The sequence below is a fragment of the Texcoconibacillus texcoconensis genome (assembly GCF_014202575.1).
Classification (GTDB): Bacteria; Bacillota; Bacilli; order Bacillales; family Salisediminibacteriaceae; genus Texcoconibacillus; species Texcoconibacillus texcoconensis.
Window position 1 is genome coordinate 102,123 of sequence record NZ_JACHHB010000002.1, and the last position, 18,154, is coordinate 120,276.

Below are 18,154 nucleotides of genomic sequence, written 5' to 3' on the forward strand. Positions count from 1 at the left end.
TATTATGCTGCAGTGGCTACGAAAGGAAACTTGACTCTCGTAAAAATATATTCAACACCACATCTTTAACCATCATATGATTCACAGTACATTTACCCTCTTTTTCGCTCATTTAAAAACCCCCTTTCGAAAATTCCTTCGAAAGGGGGCTCAACAAAAATTTTTATCCTCTTCTCTCTTTTACTTGCTCGCCTGAAACAAGCCATCCACTCTTTTGCGCAACCGCTAACAAAACAGCTGCTACTGAGAAAAGAATCACAAAGAACAGCCAATCTAGACCTGATACGATAAGGATCGGACCGAATGTAATAATCAGTACTTCGAATGGTACCATCCCTATGTAACCTAATGCATAATCATTGAGCGTCGTGCTTCTCAACTTAGGGTCAACAATACGAAGTAAAGCGATACCCATCGCTACCGTTCCTGTACTCCATCCCCAACCAAAGATGCCATTTTCAAACCAATTTTGGTGAAACACCCGTGGAGAAATGAAGTGAAAGATTCCGTACGCCCAAAACAACCCAAAAATAAACAAAAATATTAATGGAACAGCGTAGTCTGCAACAATTGCTAAGTTAATGGAGGCAATCCCGAATATCACAATCAGATCTGTCGCAGATCCACTTAAACGGTTAATCACGCGTTTGTCCACATATTCATCCGCATGAGTTGCGCGTAAACCAATTTGAAACAATAAACCGACAATAAAGGCGACACTCAGTAGTGGAATGCTGACATTATCAAAGAATTGTCCTATCCAGCCCTGTAGCCAGTAACTAGCGAGTACAACCGCTGCTAAAATCGTAAAGTGGAAAAACAACGGATCAACCGTGTTCGCTGATACTGTATCTTCACCCGATGATTCACGCTTTCCACTTTTCACAAGACCTGTACGAAGTTCATCCGGTAATTCATCAAAATCAGAAATAAAGCTCGTCTGTTTTTTCTTCGCACTTCGTTTAATAATCAGTAATCCGACGATAACAGACGACAAAATTCCTACAGTAGCTGCTGTGTACCCTAGCATTGTCCCATCTTCCCAGCCATTGTTGGCAAAAATCTCACCAACTGCAGCTGCAGTACCATGACCACCTAAGAAACCAGCGCCTAACATGAGACCAAATCCAGACGGCAAGTCCCACACTTGATTTAATAAAACAAAGGTAAAGAAAACACCACCGCCCCACATGATCGCTGTCAGGAGCATCGAATAAATCCACATGTTACGCACGCGCCCAAATGTCTTCTTCCAATTAACACGAGCAGCACCAATGGGAATCGAGCCAAATACAACAGCAATTAAAACTGTCGGGTAGTCAGAGATTAAATTAGAAAACGGCATGATGCCTAACCCATTTGGACCAAACAACAAACCAAGCAATCCGGCAATAACACTCGCCGGTAAAAATAACTTTTGTAATACAGTAATTTTTGCTCTTAATACGACACCAATAAGTAATAGAATCGAAATTAACCCAAGGTCAATGACTAGATCCCAGATTGAAATCTCCAATAAAATCCCTCCTACAAATAACCATTTATTAACATGGACGATAAAAGCAAAAAATATGACAGCTTTTTAAAAATAGCACAAGGATGTCGAATGGACAAACAATTTGTCGTCGGACATTGAAAACGTGCGATTTTTGTAACAAACGTAAAATGCACGTTTTACAGAAAAAGGGTGAGGTTTTACTGTGAAGCATTTTCTTTTACAGAAAAATCGACATTCGCTTATGATAGAAGTAATAAAGGCATTATTTTCTATGATGGAGGGGTTAATATGTATGATGTAATTGTTATTGGTGGGGGGCCTGCTGGGGGAAGTGCTGCACTTTTTACTAGTAAGGCTGGCAAAGGTACACTCGTTCTCGACAATGACAAAGGTGTGACGAAGAAAGCGTGGATGGACAACCATTATGGTGTTGATGGTATTTCAGGTCCTGACCTTGTTGAAGTTGGGAAGAAGCAAGCGACGAAGTTTGGCACTGAGTGGGTTGAAGATACGGCGACTGCAATTCAATCAGAAAACGGTAAACATATTGTTAAAACGGAAGCAGGTAACACATATGAAGCAAAGCATGTGGTTCTTGCAACTGGCATGACTGTTCAACTAGCAGAAGACAGTGGTATTACAACAGTTGATGGTACTGAACCGCGTATCAAGAAAATTATCAAAGTGGATGAGCAAGGTAAAACCAATGTCGATGGCATTTGGGCTGCTGGTACTGTGGCAGGTGTCTCGATGCATACGATCATCACAGCTGGTGACGCTGGAAAAGTTGCCATCAATATCGTTAGTGAGTTAAATGGCGAGCGTTATGTTGACCATGATATCCTTAAGTAAGTTTGATGAGGCTGCGATTTCGACGCAGCCTTTTTTTATGTAGGTTAATGGTCCTGATTCGTTCATAAATGCTTCTATTTCGTTCGTAAACTCGTCATTTTCGTTCGTAACTCCTCTCCTTTCGTTCGTAACTCCTCTCCTTTCATTCATAAATTCCTCTTTTTCATTCATAAATCGCCGTTTTCGTTCATAAAAAAGCAGTTAAAACCAGAAAAAGATAGACGCTTCAGTTCTTTCGTGAGAATCAAAGATCATTTTAGAGAGTTACAAAATCACAGAAAAAATTTTATAATTTTTCTGAATATTACGAATAAAAGTGGAACAACCGCTGTATGATAACACTATAACCAAGTCCGCTCCTCAAATGTAAAGAAAGCTGCCAACTGAATAAACTGAATATTTTGAACATTGGTTTGTCAGGGTTTTTAAACTCATATCAATGAAGCTATCGACCACTGCACGTTTTGTGGCCAGGGTCTTTTTGCACAATGTAGCGAAGAGGTTATGTCAATGAAGGGGCTCTGTTATCTAACACCATTCGGTTTTCTTAAGCCAAACGTACATCCTTTCATTTAAGTAATAACTAAAGAATTTATGTAGCAAGGAAAAAGGAGGATTCTTCATGGGCACACTTATTGTTTTTTGGGTATTTGCTATAGCAACGGTGGTACTGACAATTAAATATAAAAAGCCGATCTTATTGACCTTACCGTTTTTTGCTATGGGGATTTATTTAGTCATTCAGATTGCATTGGTACCAATGCCATTTTGGGATACTGTACGTTTTATCTTTAGCCTGCAATAAGAGGAGGTGGAATGTCCATGGCTTCAGCTAGAACTAAACAACGTACAGGTAGAGAAATTCACTGTTCCTCCTGTGAAAGTGAACAGGTGATCGTGATCTCAAAATGGCGTTATATAATCATGACTGCTATATGGCCACTACTCATAACATTAGCAATCGGCGTTTTATTTCATTTACTATTTTTGCTGTTTATTCCTGCGCTCATTTGGATGAATATCATGGTTGCCAAACGAAAAGCACCGCTGGTTATCTGTCGGGCGTGTCGTCACACTTCTGTAGTAAGTGCGAGTGGTTAATTGACTTTGCGGAAAGTGATTCTCATTAAATGTAACGTATTGTTTCAGAGTCTATATTTTCCACACATTGTTGAAAGCGATTTCTCCCTTGTCCGCTTTTAAGTTTTGATCAACTTGTTATATCCGTGGACATTCGATGGATGTAACAAGATGAATAGTAAATCAAACTTTATTGAAGGAGGTTTTTTGATGAGAAAAGTCGAGAAGGAAGTAGCGGATCGTTATTTTAAAGCGAGGGTGAAGTTGATTGTATTTTTGTTAGCGATTGGATTTAGCGTCTCATTTGGTGTCGTATTTTTTGCACAACCGATTTACGAAAGTGGCCTTTACATGATGGATATGCCGGCGCACTATTACATGGCTGCCCAAGGTGCAGTGGCAACATTTATTGTTCTTCTCTTTATAAAAGCATTTGTGAACGATTGGATCGATAAAAAATTCGGCGTCAATGAGTCCAGAAATGAACAAATTAGCGGTGGAGGTCACGAACACTAAGAAATAAAAAAGTTATCAATATGTATATGTAATGTAGGTCTAGTCTCTGCTACTTAGAAACGTTTAAAAAATATCATCGTACTTTCATTGATATTAAGAGAATACAAGGAGGTATTATATGGATCAACAAACTCTCGTCTCATTGTCACTGATACTTGTAACTTTTGCCATATATATTGGTATTTCATTCTATCACAGGGCGAAAGCAACTTCTGACTTTTATGTAGCTAGTCGTGGCATACCTCCTATGTGGAACGGGATGGCGATCGGCGGAGACTGGATGAGTGCGGCGTCATTTATCGGTATGGCCGGTACAGTTATGCTGATGGGCTACGACGGATTAGCTTATATCATGGGCTGGACAGGTGGCTATTTACTTCTCACCTTTCTTTTAGCCCCGCAGCTACGAAAATATGGCCGGTTTACGGTACCAGAATTTATCGGTGATCGATTTGATAATAATTTTGCGCGCTTAATCGCAGCGTTAGCAACGATTATTATTAGTTTCACCTACTTAATCGGGCAACTATCTGGATCAGGTGTTGTTATCGGTCGTTTGCTTAGTATTCCATCTTGGGTTGGGGTTTTAATTGGTGTATTTATCATTGCGATTTATGCAACACTCGGTGGTATGAAAGGTGTTACATGGACGCAGGTAGCGCAGTATCTCATACTCATTACTGCTTACATCATTCCGATTGTGTTTATTTCATTACAAGTTTCTGGAAATCCGCTACCTTGGCTTACATACGGTAGCGTCGTCGATGAACTAGGGGCCATTGATCGTGAAATTGGCTTAACTGAATATTTCGCTCCATTTGATGAAGGTAGTCGAGCACAGTTTATTGCTTTACTCTTTACGTTAATGGTTGGTACAGCTGCACTTCCACACGTCATCGTACGTTTCTATACTGTGTCGACGATGAAAGCAGCTCGTTGGAGTGGTGCATGGGCTCTATTATTTATCGGGATTCTCTATTTATCAGCTCCAGCTTATGCAGCATTCTCTCGCTTTACGATTATGAATGACGTAGTCGGTGAGCCGTTGGATGAGTTACCAGGATGGACGGAACCTTGGGTCAATACAGGACTATTAGAAGTGGCGGCTTCTGGTCAGCAAGGCGTGTTAACATGGCAGGATCTCGTGATTGATCCCGATATTGTTGTGATGGCGACACCCGAAATTGCAAACCTAGGTACCTTTGTAATCGGGCTGATTGCTGCAGGTGCGATGGCCGCTGCATTATCGACAGCCGGTGGGTTGTTGATCACGGTTTCATCTTCGTTCGCGCACGATATTTATTATCGTCTTATTAACCCGAAAGCTTCTGACCGAAAGCGTTTAAAAACTGGTCGGATTGCCATTTTTACAGCCACCATTGTTGCTGGTCTATTAGCACTAGATCCACCTGGTGTTATTACGCAAATCGTCGCGTGGGCCTTTGCAATCGCTGGTGGAACGTTCTTCCCAGTCCTGTTCCTCGGTGTGTGGTGGTCAAGGATGAATGCAAAAGGGGCCATTGCAGGTATGCTCGGTGGATTGCTCACCACTCTTAGCTATATCTTCTTAGCGATGAATGGATTCATACTCTTTGGCATTGAAGATACAGGTGCTGGACTCTTCGGGGTGACCGTGAACTTCATTCTTGTTGTCTTGGTTTCTAAACTAACAGAGGAACCTCCGCAACATTTGAAAGAGGAAGCCATTAACCTTCGTTATCCAGAACAAATGACATATAAAGATGGCGAAGTATGGATCGACGATAGTTCTGAAAAATAGAAAGTGACACGAGGCTGCGATTTAGTCGCAGCCTTTTTTTTGTAGGTGAAAGGGACTGATTTGTGCATGGGATTTTGGTTTTTGTGCATAGATTCCTGGTTTTTGTCCATAGATTCTCCATTTTCGTCCATTAATCCTCTGGTTTTCTGACCAATTTTTTGTTAGTGGTTTCGCGCAAAGTTAGATAGATATAAAAAAAACTGCCCCCCAGGCCAGTTGCTCCGGCTTTTAAGGACAGTTCATTTCCTATAGCTATACATGCCACTCTCTCCACACTCAACGAACTTCTAAAAATACTTCTGTTTGCCTTGATCTTCCTTCAACATTTCGACTGCTTCTTTAAACCTTTGTGCGTGAACAATCTCCCGCTCCCTTAAGAATGCTAGACTATCATTGATATCCGGGTCATCGGACATGTCGATAATCCATTGGTATGTTGCACGCGCCTTCTCTTCTGCGGCAATATCTTCATACAAATCAGCGATGGGGTCCCCTTTTGCTTGAATATAAGATGCCGACCACGGAACACCTGATGCATCATGATAAAATAAAGCTTTATCATGACTCGCATAATGATCGCCAATACCTGCTTCTTTCAACTGCTCAGGCGTGGCATCCTTTGTTAACTTGTAAATCATCGTTGCAATCATCTCTAAATGGGCAAACTCTTCCGTCCCTATGTCTGTTAATAGGCCGATCACTTTATCAGGTAACGTATACCTTTGATTTAAGTAACGAAGGGCCGCAGCTAGCTCACCGTCTGCGCCCCCATATTGTTCGATCAAAAATTTCGCAAGCATAGGGTTACACTGACTGACTTTGACTGGATATTGTAACTTCTTTTCATAAATCCACAACCGTATCTACGCCCCTCTTATTATATTTGCCACGGCCACGGTGCATCTTTCCAGTTCCACGGACTCCCGCTGTAACTATTCCCGAATTGTTGCAGTGGACCATAATATTGCTCAACTTGATACATCAGATGTTGCTTCACTTGCGTCATATGATTGAACTGCTGAATCGCTTGTTCATCATTCGGATGTGTATCCAAATATAGCGTTAATTCCAAAATCACAAAATCAACAGCCTGCAACTCCTCCATACTTTTGTAAAATTCCTTTGGCAGTTGCTTTTGCGCCATCCCCATCACTCCCTTTGCTTATAAGGACTTACGTACGGATCATAAAAAGCTTTCCATAACGTCCCTGCACGTAGCGCTTCACGCGGCGTAAACTGTGGCAAGTTCGGAGGTTGATAATTTATATACAAATTTGGCGGGGTCACGTACTGCTTCACTTGCATCGGCCGACAAGGGTCAAACGGACTCACATACGGGTAATAATGCTTCCGCACAGTAAAAGAATCCAAAGAAATCCTCCTTTCATTACTCTGAACATTACATCGTATGTACAACGACAATTGTCCAATGCCGACTAAAAACCCCCAATAATAAAACAGGTGAGATAAATATCCCACCTGCTAATAAACCCCATCTTTAAACTCTTCATCCACGACTTGTAAACCTAATGTATAGTGATCAAATAAAATTTCCTTTACTAAAGTGACGAGTTGCTTGTCGCAGTGAACAACAAGCATGACTTCACCGCCCTCGCCTTTTTTCTTTTTCATCTTATATTGCTTTTTTCGCATCAGTAGATCAAGGACAAAACCGAACCCCCAACCGAAGAAAAGTCCAATTAACCCCCACATAATCGGTCCTCCTCCAAGTACAAACCCATAAATGACGCCAAATAAAGAAAAGGCCGTTCCAAAAGCAAACGTGATATCTAAAAGGGAAAAACCTGAGCTTCTGATGATTTCACTATTTTTCTTCGGTTTAATTTTTTGTGTTAGTGGAACCGTAAATATGTCCTGTTTGGCAACCCCATGCTTTTCAAGCTCCTTGATCGCCATCTCTAAATAAACCGAATGATCAAAAGATGCGACAACATTCATGACACCACTTCCTTCTGAAAACAAACTGCTTTTCTGTTTAAAAGCTGGATCTTGATATTCTTTCATTAAATAAGCACTCTGCTGTTTCGCCATCATTTTATTGTAGCTATCGCACTGTAAATACGCATCATATGGCGCAAAACAGTACATGGACGGTAAAAATATCAACCATTGTGGATTAATCACTTCTTGGGCTAATTGAAAGTCACCCGAGAATGTATAATGAACCGCCGGCAACGTATTTGAAAAATACAAAACAACCATCATCCAAACTAAAATATAGAAACCTGATGGTAGTCGGTTAACGTAAAGGTGGCCTAAACCAGGGGTGATCAAAGACCAAAATACCGCTAACCATGGCTTTCTCTTATCTAAATAATTGCTTTCTAGTTCAGAAAAAGAAACAGGATCAATATCAGAAGACGCCCAAGTCATATCAGCTAAAAGAGCATATTTATTGAGGTCAATCGTCATTCGTCGACTATCCCACATACTATAAATGTAGACAGGAATATAGAGAAGTAACCAATTTAGATCAACTACTTCCACCGCTTCATCAAATCGGCCGAGAAATGTATATAAAATCGCCGTATTCACTTTCGCATTGAGGTTGACTGTGAACTCCCATAAAATGAGCAAAAATCCTTTAATATATTTACTTAACATGACATGTCCGTACCCTGGAATGGCAGCAGACCACCACATGACAACCGTTGGGTTCCGATATTGAACAACGTTCGTATTGGCCGGGGTAACAAGCCCTTTTTGATAGCGAAAATTACTTTGATTAGACTGACTAACTGCCATGTTTTACACCCAATTCACTTCTAGACTTTCTTTTATTATGATCACACAGTTGTTATTTATGTCTTGAAGTACCGGATTGGACGCTAAGATTGAACGAAAATCAGTCATAAAAAAATTCACCGCAACTTTTCGTTAAAAGTTACGATGAATCTTTCTTTAAACCACTCGCTACTAATGGACCATCATAATTCATACTAGATATGATTTTCGCCATCTCTTCAGGTGACTCTTGCAGGCCATTTTCAATCCAATGCTGAACGACCCCAAGGTGGGCTGAAACAAGATAAGCAATCAAATAATCCGCTGGAAAAGGCTGTGATTTTCGTTCCTTACCCGCGAACTTCTTTTTGATCCCATCGGCAATCAACGTTTTCATTTTCCTTTGAAAACCTGGATCACCTTTCGGACCTAATACAGCCCTCACAAAAAGGGCGTGCTCTTTGAGGTAAGTAAAATATTTTTCTGCAGCAGGATGAGGGCCGTTCTCTTTTTTCCAATTATTCATATCAACATCATCGAGTTCCTTCGCAATCTGCTTGATTCCGTTAAGAATTTCTGCTTCACTTTGCTCTAGAAGGTCGTATTTATCATGGAAATGTAAGTAGAATGTGCCTCGGTTAATATCCGCCTGCTCCGTCAAGTCTTTGACGGTCACGCGATCGAGCCCTTTTTCCTCAATGAGTTCTGCAAAGGTATCGCGAATCCGTTTTTTCGTTCGTAAAACGCGACGGTCTTCCGTATCCCCCATAAAAAAGCCTCCTTTTATAGACACTTTTCAATCAAGTGTTCAGTTATCAACACAATAAAAATGTTTGATGATTGTATTCGTTTGAGGGTCTATTATAATGGGATGTAACGAGGTAATCAACACCGTGTTGATTTTCTAGAAAAGGAGAGAAGTATCTGATGGGAAACAAAAAACAAGCTTCATTATTTTCACATGTAGTCGCTATACTCTTTTTACCTTTTAACGTCACAGTGGTGATCCCTGCACTATTATTATTTTTCTTTAGCAACGAAGTAAGCTGGGGACTGGACATGCCGATATCAGTTGGCGTGATTTCCCTAGGAAGCCTCCTCCTTCTTTTCGGACTGATGCTCGTCGTATTAACCGTGCGCCAGTTTGCCACAAGAGGAAAAGGAACTCTAGCACCATGGAACCCACCGCAAAAATTAGTTGTGAGCGGACCTTATCAATACACCCGCAACCCAATGATCAGTGGCGTCTCCTTTATTTTACTCGGTGAAGTGATCATTTTTGGCTCATGGGCTTTACTCATTTGGTTCGTTTATTTTACGGTGGTAAATTACACGTACTTTATTGTGAAAGAAGAACCTCATCTCGAGAAGAAATTTGGGGAAGATTATGCGGAATATAAACAAAACGTACCGCGGCTCATACCGAGGCGAAAACCATGGCAAACCGAGGAAAAATAACGTTTAACACATTGTTGTGCAAAAACTTAGAGCTTTTTGGGGCATTTAGTGTGCGGGCATATGATCGGTTATTTCATAAAACACCTGCATTTTCAGGTAGTTCGAGGACACATGTCCCGCTATTAGTTAAAATTCATGCGGTTTTGCTGTGTTTTATCGAATAACCGAATGAGTGTCCGCGACACCCTCAAATTCACGCTTTTTGTCACAAATAACGCACCTCATGTCCGCATGCCCAAACAGAACCCCTTCATCACTCCACAACCAAACGCCCATCCTCTTGGTATTCTTCAAACAACGCATCGATATGGTCATTAACATCGTCAGCAAACGCTTCTGCATCTTCTTCAGAGGCAGGCTCATCGAACGTTTCACTAATATACTTATCCATATAGGCTTGTGATGTGTAAGTCTTGTCTTCCCAAACTTCAAAATATTCCTCAGGTACCATGTCCAACGCAGAGGCTTGGCGCTCGTAAAACGTTTGATCACTTTGATCTTCAAGTGCTTCGTACCTTTCACTCACTTCTGATCCCGGCATCATCGCTTGCTTACTTTCCTCAATCTCTTCATCCGAAACCGTGATTCCCATGTCCTTCGCCTCTTGAACGACGACTTCTTGCTTTAAAAACCCTTCGATGACATCTTCTCCGCCTTCTTCAATCGAATACTGAACCATCACATCTTCAACCGTGATCTCTTCATTATCTAAAAACGCGACAGTGTCATCCGTTTCATAACTTGGTCCTGTACAAGATGCTAATAAAATAGCACCAAACAACCAGAATGTGATCTTCATTTTCATCCCCCTTCTTCGAGCTGACATTTCCTTTCAAACATGAACGTTCACCATTTTCTTTCCAAGGAAGATTATAGCAAACGTGATTCGATCTTCATAAGACAAGGCATTATCTCAATAAATATAATGTGAAAGTTAAAAATGCAGTAATGCATATAACAGTTATTGACACAGAATAATGTAAGCGTATACAATTTAGGGTGTAACCGGTTACAGATGAGGTGTAATGATGACAACCATTAAAGATGTAGCAAATTATGCAAATGTTTCGGTTGCGACTGTTTCTAGAGTTCTTAATAACAAAGGGTACATTAGTAAAACTGCTGAAGAAGCCGTCCTTAAAGCGATTAAAGAATTGGATTATCGCCCGAACTCTGTTGCGAGGTCGTTGTACCATAAAACATCAAATATGATCGGATTATTAATGCCTGATATTACAAACCCCTTCTTTCCAGAGCTTGCAAGGGCCGTTGAAGACGTAGCCATGTCTTATGGTTATACTGTTGTGTTTTGTAATACAGATGAAGAAATGGAGAAAGAAAAAACATATTTTGAGGCACTAAAACAAAAATACGTCGATGGCATGATTTTAACAACGAGTAATATGGACTCTACAAAGTATGATGAATTTGATATTCCATTAGTTGCTTTAGACCGTATTATTTCAGAACGTATTCCTACTGTTGTTTCTGAGAATAAAAAAGGAGCAATGGAAGCGACTCAACATTTAATAGAGCGAGATTGCAAATATATCGCGCATTTAAGGGGCCCTGTAGGGGTACGCCCTGCCGATGATCGTTACAATGGATTTATCGAAATCGCCGAAAAAGAAGGAATTGGTTATGTTACTGCAGATACACAATTTTCAATCGAATTAGCAGAAGAAAAAACATTAGAATTATTTCAATCCCACCCTGAAATTGACGGGATATTTGCTAGTAGTGATGTAACCGCAGCCGGAGCAATGCATGCGTTATTTAAATTAAATAAACAAGTACCACAAGATGTAAAAATTGTCGGTTTCGACGGCATTCCTTTAGGAACAATGCTTGTTCCTTCATTAACAACGATTCAACAGTCTATATACAAAATGGGAGAAAAAGCAACACAGTTACTCATTGACCAGATTGAACAGAAAGCTATTGATACATACTATCATGAATTCCCAACATCGTTAGTTGTTCGTCACACAACCTAGGAGGTGGTAAAGTGGAGAGCCCAAAGGTCACAGTCATTGGAAGTGCCAATATGGATCTTGTCACATCCACTAAACGAATGCCTAATCAAGGAGAAACCATTTTAGGAAACGGATTTGATACATTTCCAGGCGGTAAAGGTGCAAATCAAGCCGTTGCTGCCGCAAGACTTGGTGCAGAAGTTAACTTCATTTGTTCAGTGGGTGATGATATTTTCGGTCACGAACTTTTAGAGAACTTAAAAAAAGAGCGTATTCATTTACCCAATGTGAAACCGGTTACAGATACACCAACAGGAGTGGCAACGATTTTATTATCCGATGGAGATAATCGAATTATTGTAACACCTGGCGCCAATGCGAACGTTACTAAGGAGACCATTGATAAAAATCAAGATGTCATCCAACACAGTGATATCGTTTTAGTTCAAATGGAAATTCCGAGAGAAACGGTCGAATATGTTATTGAACGATGCCATATATGGCAGGTTCCTATTATCGTCAATCCTGCCCCAGCCTTGCATTTATCTGCACATCACTGGGATATGGCAACCTGGATCACACCAAATGAAAGTGAAAAAGAAGCGCTTTTTTCCGAAAGCGACTACCACAATTGGAAACAAAAGATGATCATAACGAGAGGAAAACAAGGTGCTAGTTATTGGACAGATGAAAAAGAAATAGTAGTTCCTACAGAAAATAAAACTGTCGTTGATACAACAGGCGCTGGCGATACTTTTAACGGAGCACTCGCCGTTTCTATTGCAGAAGGCAAAACATTAGAGGATGCCATTGGATATGCAAATAAAGCTGCTTCAATATCTGTAACAAGGTATGGTGCGCAAGGTGGTATGCCTTTGAAAGAAGAAATCGGACATTCATAGAAAGAAGGAGATATCATGCAAAAGCGAGGCATTTTGAATCGAGACATCGCGTCCATTTTAGCCAAATTAGGTCATACAGACCAAATTGCCATAGCAGATTGCGGATTACCAATTCCTGATCATGTTTTATGTATCGATCTCAGTTTAGAACAAGGTACCCCTTCTTTTATCGATGTATTTCACACCTTGTTAGATGAAATGGAAGTCGAGCAATTATACCTTGCAGAAGAAATGTTGACGCACAACAATTCAACATACCTTGAAATGACCAAACAAAACATACCGATTGAAAAAATAAGCCACGATTTATTGAAAGAGAAAACCAAACAAGTGAAAGCAATTATTCGTACAGGTGAAAATACACCCTTTGCTAATATCATTTTGCAAGCCGGTGTCATCTTCTAATCTCTGAAAAAAGAGAGGTTTTCAATATGATCGAAATGAGTGGTATTGATAAATCCTTTGGTAACGTGCAAGTTTTAAAGGAAGTTCAATTTTCAATACAACCGGGGGAAATTCATGCCTTAATGGGAGAAAACGGCGCCGGTAAATCCACGCTAATTAAAATTCTAACGGGCATTCATAAGAAAGACGCTGGACAAATCAAAGTAAACGATCATGAAGTCGCTTATAAAAACCCCCAAGAAGCTGAACAAGACGGGATTGCAGTCATCCACCAAGAACTGAACATCCTTCCTGAACTGTCTGTAGCAGAAAACTTTTATCTTGGAAAAGAATTGACCGTCGGCAAAGCAGGGTGGCTTAACACAAAAGAAATGAACCGGCGCACTGCAGAAGTGATGAGCCATTTAGGGTTAAATGTCAAACCGACTACAAGAGCAGGGTCACTTTCCGTCGGACAACAACAAATTATCGAAATCGCCAAAGCTTTAGAAACCAATGCTGATTGTATTATTATGGATGAGCCAACAGCCGCTTTAACTGATAGAGAAATCGACACTTTGTTTGAAATCATTCGAGAATTACAGCAGCAAGGTGTTGCATTTGTATATATCTCTCATCGTATGGAAGAAATTTTTTCGATTTGCGATCGCATCACTGTGTTGCGTGACGGGAATTACGTAGGGACAAAAAAGTCATCTGAATCAAACATTGATGAAATTATCCAAATGATGGTGGGCCGAGAACTAGGAGATCAATTTCCTGAATTAACTTCTAGCCCCGGTGAAGAAAAACTAACGGTCAAAGGGTTAACAAAGCGACCATTCTTTGAAGACGTCTCCTTTTCTGTACGTGAAGGCGAAATTTTTGGTATTGCGGGATTAATGGGGGCTGGCCGTTCTGAAGTGGTAGAAACGTTGTTTGGTTATCGTAAAAAAGATGAAGGCGACATTTATTTGGACGGTCAGCTCGTTAACTTGAAATCACCGACAGAATCCATGTACCACAAAATTGGAATGATTTCAGAAGACCGTAAAACCAAAGGGTTGATTGTTGACTTTTCCATCAAAGATAACTTGAACCTTACCAATTTAGATGAAATATCCACATCCACTTGGATTTCTTCGCAAAAAGAATTAGCTCTTTATGAAACATTAATCAAAAAGCTGGATGTGAAAACATCTGGACCCAATCAAGCAGCGAAGTCATTAAGTGGAGGAAATCAACAAAAAGTGGTGATTGCTAAATGGATTTACCAACAACCAAAAATACTTATTCTTGATGAACCAACTAGAGGTGTGGATGTTGGTGCTAAAAAAGAAATCTATCAAATTATGAATGAATTAGCGAAGGAAGGCGTTACGATTATCATGATTTCCTCAGAATTACCTGAAGTTATCGGATTGAGTTCAAGAGTTGGTGTCATGTTCGAAGGAAAAATGATGACAATTCTTGAACGTTCTGAACTTACAGAAGAACGGATCATGCACTATGCGATGGGAGGGGAGACAATTGGGAAACAACAAGCAAATGTCTAACGTTTTATTCAAGCTAGGTCCATTTATCGGGTTGTTATTAATCATGATCATTATCACCCTCATCAACCCTAGCTTTCTATCATTAACGAACTTATTGAATTTATTACGACAAGTATCGATTAATGCGTTGATTGCCTTCGGTATGACCTTTGTCATTTTAACAGGAGGGATCGATTTATCCGTTGGCTCAACGTTAGCCCTCTCTTCTGCTGTTGGTGCATCACTAATGGCGTCTGGCGTCGATCCGGTTTTAGCCGTGCTCATTGGGCTTCTTACTGGCGCAATTCTAGGTGCGATGAACGGTGTGTTTATCGCGAAAGGGAAAGTTGCCCCTTTTATTGCAACGCTTGCCACAATGACGATTTACCGTGGCTTGACATTATTATTAACCGATGGGCGCCCTGTATCTGGGCTTGGAGATTCAGCTGCGTTCGAATTATTTGGTAGAGGATATCTTTTAGGACTTCCTGTTCCAGCGATTACGATGATGATCGCTTTCGTCATTTTATATTTGATATTGAAAAAGACGACATTTGGTCGACGTGTTTACGCTGTAGGCGGTAATGAAGAAGTTGCATTATTATCTGGAATCAAAGTCGATCGGATCAAAATTTATGTTTACTCATTAACCGGTTTTCTTGCTGCTTTGGCTGGGATGATCTTAACATCCCGATTAAACTCTGCTCAGCCTACTGCAGGTCAAATGTATGAACTTGATGCCATTGCAGCAGTCGTCATTGGTGGAACGAGTTTAACTGGTGGTCGAGGTTGGATCGTCGGCACTTTAATCGGTGCCTTGATCATAGGTACTTTGAACAATGGACTCAATTTATTAGGCGTCAGTTCATTTGTTCAGCAAGTCGTTAAAGGTAGTGTGATTTTGTTAGCGGTACTTATAGACCGCAAAAAAAATGCGTAAAAAGGGGAGAGAGAAAATGAAAAAAATTTGGTTAGGTACTGTTTTGATGATGGCGGGCTCAATTGCCATGGCTTGTTCAACAGAATCACCGGTCGATCAAGAGGAGGACACTGAACCTGCAGAAGGAAATGGTGACACTGAAGCTGTAGAAGAAGATGGTGACTACACAATCGGTTTCTCAATCTCAACACTGAATAATCCATTTTTCGTATCGCTGGAAGAAAGTGCTGCAGAGCACGCTGAAGAGTTAGGTGTCGATTTAGTCACAGTTGACGCTCAAGATGACTCTGCAACGCAAGCAAACGATGTTGAAGACCTTATGCAACAAGGGATTGACCTGTTGCTTATTAACCCTACTGATTCAGATGCTGTTGTTGGTGCGATCGAATTAGCAAATAGCGAAGATATTCCAGTTGTTACTGTCGACCGTGGTGCAGAAGGCGGCGAGGTCGTTTCTCACATTGCTTCTGATAACGTAGAAGGTGGAGAAATGGCTGGAGAATTATTGGTCGACCTTGTCGGTGAAGGTGCTGAAGTCTCCGAAATTGAAGGGATTCCTGGTTCATCGGCAGCAAGAGAACGCGGAGAAGGTTTTAACAACATTGCTGAAGATCAATTAGATGTGGTCACCTCTCAGCCTGCTGATTTCGATCGTGCTGAAGGACTATCCGTTATGGAAAATATCCTACAAGGTAACCCTGATATCGAAGGCGTTTTTGCTCATAACGATGAAATGGCTTTAGGTGCTTTAGAAGCTGCAGAAGCTAGTGGCCATGATGACCTGACAATCATTGGGTTTGATGCTACAGACGACGCTTTAGAAGCCGTTGAAGAAGGTCGATTAGCCGGAACAGTTGCACAACAACCTGATTTAATTGGCCAAGAAGCTGTTAGTGCTGGGTTAGATATTTTAGAAGGTGAATCAGCAGAAGACTTCATTCCAGTTGAACTTGAACTCGTAACAGAATAAAGCACAAACAACAGGCTCGAGATCTATTCTCGAGCCGTTTTTTGTATAATCTCATAAGACAAAGCAGCAAATGCATACACATCACGTGAAAAACATTCGATTTGAAACACGAAAGGAGCATTATGAACAGACCCTATTTAACGACGAAAAGTCTACACCCTGAAAACCAAGAAACACCGATTCGATTTTTACGTACAGTTTTCGTTCCGGATCACTTATTTTACAGGCGTAATCATTTTTCGTACCCAACTTTTTCGTCTTCCTTCTTCTGGCTGCCGATCGGAGGGACGGTTGAGCACCCTCAACTTCTTTCATTTCAAGAAATCAACGCACTGCCTGTAAAATCGCTAAAGGGTGTTTTAGAGTGTGGCGTCTGATTCGTGGGGCGTATTCAGCCCAAAGAGGCGACGTGGAACCGAAAAGGGTATGGCTACAATGCGCGGCATGAAGTGAACGTGAAGGTGGAGTGATTGGAAACGAAATCCCGTTTATAACATAAGCAACTTTGCTACCTTATCAAAACCGTTAACCGCGAGGGAAGTTATTCAACATGTCAGATGTCGAATGGGTATACAATAAAAACTTTCTATAGGGACTGTTTCAACATCGGGAAGATTGAGGTCGATTTGAACTTAGGGTAAGCTTAGCTGCTCTCAGCAGTACCTGTTTTCATATTAGAGGCAGAGGTTTCATCATCACCTTGCGCTAGGTGCTTTCTATTTTTCAATTCCTCTATGATATAGACCATCTCTAGCTTCACCTCTGATGCTTTTTCAAACTCAAAGGCACTTCTAGCAAATTGTAATTCATCACGTAAGTTGTCGTACCTTGCCCTTAAATCTTCCGTCGTCCGGACAGGTAAATTTAACATTTCTTTTAAGTTAGGTTCTACTTTATACAAGGCTTTCACTCCTATTTATTTACCCTTTTTCTTGATTCCAATAAACGCGCACTTCTTTCATATTGAAACTTTCACTGCAACGGCTACAAACAATGAATGGATCATGAATCGGAATTCGATAACAAATTTCTTGGTGGTAAAATTTTTTATCACAAACTTTGCAGTTCGGGCGATATACAAGTTTTATCGCTGCGCATTCATAGTAATCTACTTTGATTTTCTTCATTCTTCTCCCTCATAACCTTAAGAAATTTCAGAAAAAAACACACCCCAAAACAGGATGTGTTAGTACGCGATCCTGAACGGTAACTGGCTGGCATTGCATCCCTCGCTTTAGCCCCTATAGCTTTGCGCCACTACATTTCTATAGCTTTGCCTTTTTCATTTCATAAACTTTTTATATAAAAACATTTTTTTATTATATCGGTTCAGTCTGAAGTGAAGTTAAGGGTATCAGTGAATTTTTTTATACTTTATAGCGTTATGATAAACTACCAAAATTTGGTGATACGCGTTGAATGAATTTCATAATAGATGATGTAAAGATCATTTCCGAACATGGATTGTGATTTTCACTGCAGGCGGACGCTTTCCCAAGGGCTTGTCTTCAGCTAAAT

General features: G+C 40.6%; 22 protein-coding genes and 1 riboswitch. Of the genes, 13 read left to right on the forward strand and 9 right to left on the reverse strand.

Features of this window, described 5'->3' with window-relative positions; genetic code table 11:
- Positions 1 to 163: 163 nt before the first annotated feature.
- Entirely contained in the window at positions 164 to 1,516 is a 1,353-nt protein-coding gene (locus tag HNQ41_RS02545) for a sodium/glutamate symporter (RefSeq protein ID WP_221301824.1), read from the reverse strand.
- A gap of 270 nt (positions 1,517 to 1,786) precedes the next feature.
- Here HNQ41_RS02545 and HNQ41_RS02550 point away from each other — a divergent pair, with 270 nt between their 5' ends.
- The 5 genes from HNQ41_RS02550 (at position 1,787) to HNQ41_RS02570 (ending at position 5,726) form a co-directional block, all read left to right on the forward strand.
- Positions 1,787 to 2,350 (forward strand): FAD-dependent oxidoreductase, encoded by a 564-nt coding sequence (locus tag HNQ41_RS02550; protein ID WP_184662858.1) that lies wholly within the window; start codon positions 1,787 to 1,789, stop codon positions 2,348 to 2,350.
- Positions 2,351 to 2,972: 622 nt separating this feature from the next.
- Positions 2,973 to 3,155, forward strand: a complete 183-nt coding sequence (locus HNQ41_RS02555; RefSeq protein ID WP_184662859.1) for a hypothetical protein — start codon at positions 2,973 to 2,975, stop codon at positions 3,153 to 3,155.
- 17 nt (positions 3,156 to 3,172) lie between these two features.
- A complete protein-coding gene (locus HNQ41_RS02560) occupies positions 3,173 to 3,451 on the forward strand; it encodes a hypothetical protein (protein WP_184662860.1) in 279 nt (92 codons plus the stop codon).
- A 189-nt stretch (positions 3,452 to 3,640) separates the two neighbouring features.
- Positions 3,641 to 3,946, forward strand: coding sequence for a DUF4212 domain-containing protein (locus HNQ41_RS02565; protein WP_184662861.1), 306 nt, complete (start codon positions 3,641 to 3,643; stop codon positions 3,944 to 3,946).
- Positions 3,947 to 4,064: 118 nt separating this feature from the next.
- Entirely contained in the window at positions 4,065 to 5,726 is a 1,662-nt protein-coding gene (locus HNQ41_RS02570; protein ID WP_184662862.1) for a sodium:solute symporter family protein, read from the forward strand.
- A 287-nt stretch (positions 5,727 to 6,013) separates the two neighbouring features.
- Here the strand turns inward: HNQ41_RS02570 and HNQ41_RS02575 are convergent, their stop codons facing one another.
- The 5 genes from HNQ41_RS02575 to HNQ41_RS02595 all read right to left on the reverse strand — a co-directional run bounded on the left by HNQ41_RS02575 (position 6,014) and on the right by HNQ41_RS02595 (position 9,240).
- Positions 6,014 to 6,583 (reverse strand): manganese catalase family protein, encoded by a 570-nt coding sequence (locus HNQ41_RS02575; protein ID WP_184662863.1) that lies wholly within the window; start codon positions 6,581 to 6,583, stop codon positions 6,014 to 6,016.
- Positions 6,584 to 6,603: 20 nt separating this feature from the next.
- Positions 6,604 to 6,870 carry a spore coat protein CotJB gene (locus tag HNQ41_RS02580; protein WP_184662864.1) on the reverse strand — a complete coding sequence of 89 codons (267 nt, stop codon included), beginning with the start codon at positions 6,868 to 6,870 and terminating at the stop codon, positions 6,604 to 6,606.
- A 5-nt stretch (positions 6,871 to 6,875) separates the two neighbouring features.
- Positions 6,876 to 7,031, reverse strand: coding sequence for a spore coat associated protein CotJA (locus HNQ41_RS02585; RefSeq protein WP_184663082.1), 156 nt, complete (start codon positions 7,029 to 7,031; stop codon positions 6,876 to 6,878).
- Positions 7,032 to 7,208: 177 nt separating this feature from the next.
- Complete coding sequence (locus tag HNQ41_RS02590) at positions 7,209 to 8,492, reverse strand: hypothetical protein (RefSeq protein WP_184662865.1); 1,284 nt, start codon at positions 8,490 to 8,492, stop codon at positions 7,209 to 7,211.
- 139 nt (positions 8,493 to 8,631) lie between these two features.
- Positions 8,632 to 9,240, reverse strand: coding sequence for a TetR/AcrR family transcriptional regulator (locus tag HNQ41_RS02595; RefSeq protein WP_184662866.1), 609 nt, complete (start codon positions 9,238 to 9,240; stop codon positions 8,632 to 8,634).
- Positions 9,241 to 9,398: 158 nt separating this feature from the next.
- On the opposite strand from HNQ41_RS02595, the gene HNQ41_RS02600 reads away from it, so the two are divergent.
- The gene (locus tag HNQ41_RS02600; protein WP_184662867.1) at positions 9,399 to 9,929 is read left to right on the forward strand and encodes a methyltransferase family protein; all 531 of its coding nucleotides are present in this window, start codon (positions 9,399 to 9,401) and stop codon (positions 9,927 to 9,929) included.
- Positions 9,930 to 10,182: 253 nt separating this feature from the next.
- On the opposite strand, the gene HNQ41_RS02605 is transcribed toward HNQ41_RS02600, so the two are convergent.
- Positions 10,183 to 10,728 carry a SurA N-terminal domain-containing protein gene (locus tag HNQ41_RS02605; protein ID WP_184662868.1) on the reverse strand — a complete coding sequence of 182 codons (546 nt, stop codon included), beginning with the start codon at positions 10,726 to 10,728 and terminating at the stop codon, positions 10,183 to 10,185.
- 229 nt (positions 10,729 to 10,957) lie between these two features.
- On the opposite strand from HNQ41_RS02605, the gene HNQ41_RS02610 reads away from it, so the two are divergent.
- The 7 genes from HNQ41_RS02610 to HNQ41_RS02640 all read left to right on the forward strand — a co-directional run bounded on the left by HNQ41_RS02610 (position 10,958) and on the right by HNQ41_RS02640 (position 17,013).
- A complete protein-coding gene (locus tag HNQ41_RS02610) occupies positions 10,958 to 11,926 on the forward strand; it encodes a LacI family DNA-binding transcriptional regulator (protein ID WP_184662869.1) in 969 nt (322 codons plus the stop codon).
- An 11-nt stretch (positions 11,927 to 11,937) separates the two neighbouring features.
- Complete coding sequence (rbsK, locus tag HNQ41_RS02615) at positions 11,938 to 12,807, forward strand: ribokinase (protein ID WP_184662870.1); 870 nt, start codon at positions 11,938 to 11,940, stop codon at positions 12,805 to 12,807.
- Positions 12,808 to 12,822: 15 nt separating this feature from the next.
- A complete protein-coding gene (gene rbsD, locus HNQ41_RS02620) occupies positions 12,823 to 13,212 on the forward strand; it encodes a D-ribose pyranase (RefSeq protein ID WP_184662871.1) in 390 nt (129 codons plus the stop codon).
- 26 nt (positions 13,213 to 13,238) lie between these two features.
- Complete coding sequence (locus tag HNQ41_RS02625) at positions 13,239 to 14,747, forward strand: sugar ABC transporter ATP-binding protein (protein WP_184662872.1); 1,509 nt, start codon at positions 13,239 to 13,241, stop codon at positions 14,745 to 14,747.
- Complete coding sequence (locus tag HNQ41_RS02630; protein ID WP_425506951.1) at positions 14,740 to 15,666, forward strand: ABC transporter permease subunit; 927 nt, start codon at positions 14,740 to 14,742, stop codon at positions 15,664 to 15,666. The genes HNQ41_RS02625 and HNQ41_RS02630 overlap by 8 nt, the downstream gene beginning before the upstream one ends.
- 16 nt (positions 15,667 to 15,682) lie before the next feature.
- Entirely contained in the window at positions 15,683 to 16,636 is a 954-nt protein-coding gene (gene rbsB, locus HNQ41_RS02635) for a ribose ABC transporter substrate-binding protein RbsB (protein ID WP_184662874.1), read from the forward strand.
- A gap of 122 nt (positions 16,637 to 16,758) precedes the next feature.
- On the forward strand, positions 16,759 to 17,013 hold the full coding sequence (locus HNQ41_RS02640; RefSeq protein ID WP_184662875.1) for a hypothetical protein: 255 nt from the start codon (positions 16,759 to 16,761) through the stop codon (positions 17,011 to 17,013).
- Between the two features lie 266 nt (positions 17,014 to 17,279).
- On the opposite strand, the gene HNQ41_RS02645 is transcribed toward HNQ41_RS02640, so the two are convergent.
- Positions 17,280 to 17,537, reverse strand: a complete 258-nt coding sequence (locus HNQ41_RS02645) for a hypothetical protein (protein ID WP_184662876.1) — start codon at positions 17,535 to 17,537, stop codon at positions 17,280 to 17,282.
- Between the two features lie 19 nt (positions 17,538 to 17,556).
- Complete coding sequence (locus tag HNQ41_RS02650; RefSeq protein ID WP_184662877.1) at positions 17,557 to 17,763, reverse strand: hypothetical protein; 207 nt, start codon at positions 17,761 to 17,763, stop codon at positions 17,557 to 17,559.
- A gap of 75 nt (positions 17,764 to 17,838) precedes the next feature.
- A riboswitch (cyclic di-GMP riboswitch) is annotated at positions 17,839 to 17,924 on the reverse strand.
- Between the last annotated feature and the right edge of the window lie 230 nt (positions 17,925 to 18,154).

Excerpts from the sequence above, each read along its gene's own strand:
- HNQ41_RS02605 (WP_184662868.1), bottom strand. The coding sequence starts at position 10,728 with ATGAAGATCACATTCTGGTTGTTTGGTGCTATTTTATTAGCATCTTGT.
- HNQ41_RS02585 (WP_184663082.1), bottom strand. The coding sequence starts at position 7,031 with ATGCAAGTGAAGCAGTACGTGACCCCGCCAAATTTGTATATAAATTAT.
- HNQ41_RS02550 (WP_184662858.1), top strand. The coding sequence starts at position 1,787 with ATGTATGATGTAATTGTTATTGGTGGGGGGCCTGCTGGGGGAAGTGCT.
- HNQ41_RS02625 (WP_184662872.1), top strand. The coding sequence starts at position 13,239 with ATGATCGAAATGAGTGGTATTGATAAATCCTTTGGTAACGTGCAAGTT.
- HNQ41_RS02555 (WP_184662859.1), top strand. The coding sequence starts at position 2,973 with ATGGGCACACTTATTGTTTTTTGGGTATTTGCTATAGCAACGGTGGTA.
- HNQ41_RS02640 (WP_184662875.1), top strand. The coding sequence starts at position 16,759 with ATGAACAGACCCTATTTAACGACGAAAAGTCTACACCCTGAAAACCAA.
- HNQ41_RS02600 (WP_184662867.1), top strand. The coding sequence starts at position 9,399 with ATGGGAAACAAAAAACAAGCTTCATTATTTTCACATGTAGTCGCTATA.
- HNQ41_RS02560 (WP_184662860.1), top strand. The coding sequence starts at position 3,173 with ATGGCTTCAGCTAGAACTAAACAACGTACAGGTAGAGAAATTCACTGT.
- HNQ41_RS02650 (WP_184662877.1), bottom strand. The coding sequence starts at position 17,763 with ATGAAGAAAATCAAAGTAGATTACTATGAATGCGCAGCGATAAAACTT.
- HNQ41_RS02595 (WP_184662866.1), bottom strand. The coding sequence starts at position 9,240 with ATGGGGGATACGGAAGACCGTCGCGTTTTACGAACGAAAAAACGGATT.
- HNQ41_RS02590 (WP_184662865.1), bottom strand. The coding sequence starts at position 8,492 with ATGGCAGTTAGTCAGTCTAATCAAAGTAATTTTCGCTATCAAAAAGGG.
- HNQ41_RS02570 (WP_184662862.1), top strand. The coding sequence starts at position 4,065 with ATGGATCAACAAACTCTCGTCTCATTGTCACTGATACTTGTAACTTTT.
- HNQ41_RS02565 (WP_184662861.1), top strand. The coding sequence starts at position 3,641 with ATGAGAAAAGTCGAGAAGGAAGTAGCGGATCGTTATTTTAAAGCGAGG.
- HNQ41_RS02580 (WP_184662864.1), bottom strand. The coding sequence starts at position 6,870 with ATGGCGCAAAAGCAACTGCCAAAGGAATTTTACAAAAGTATGGAGGAG.
- rbsD (WP_184662871.1), top strand. The coding sequence starts at position 12,823 with ATGCAAAAGCGAGGCATTTTGAATCGAGACATCGCGTCCATTTTAGCC.
- HNQ41_RS02630 (WP_425506951.1), top strand. The coding sequence starts at position 14,740 with ATGTCTAACGTTTTATTCAAGCTAGGTCCATTTATCGGGTTGTTATTA.
- HNQ41_RS02610 (WP_184662869.1), top strand. The coding sequence starts at position 10,958 with ATGACAACCATTAAAGATGTAGCAAATTATGCAAATGTTTCGGTTGCG.
- rbsB (WP_184662874.1), top strand. The coding sequence starts at position 15,683 with ATGAAAAAAATTTGGTTAGGTACTGTTTTGATGATGGCGGGCTCAATT.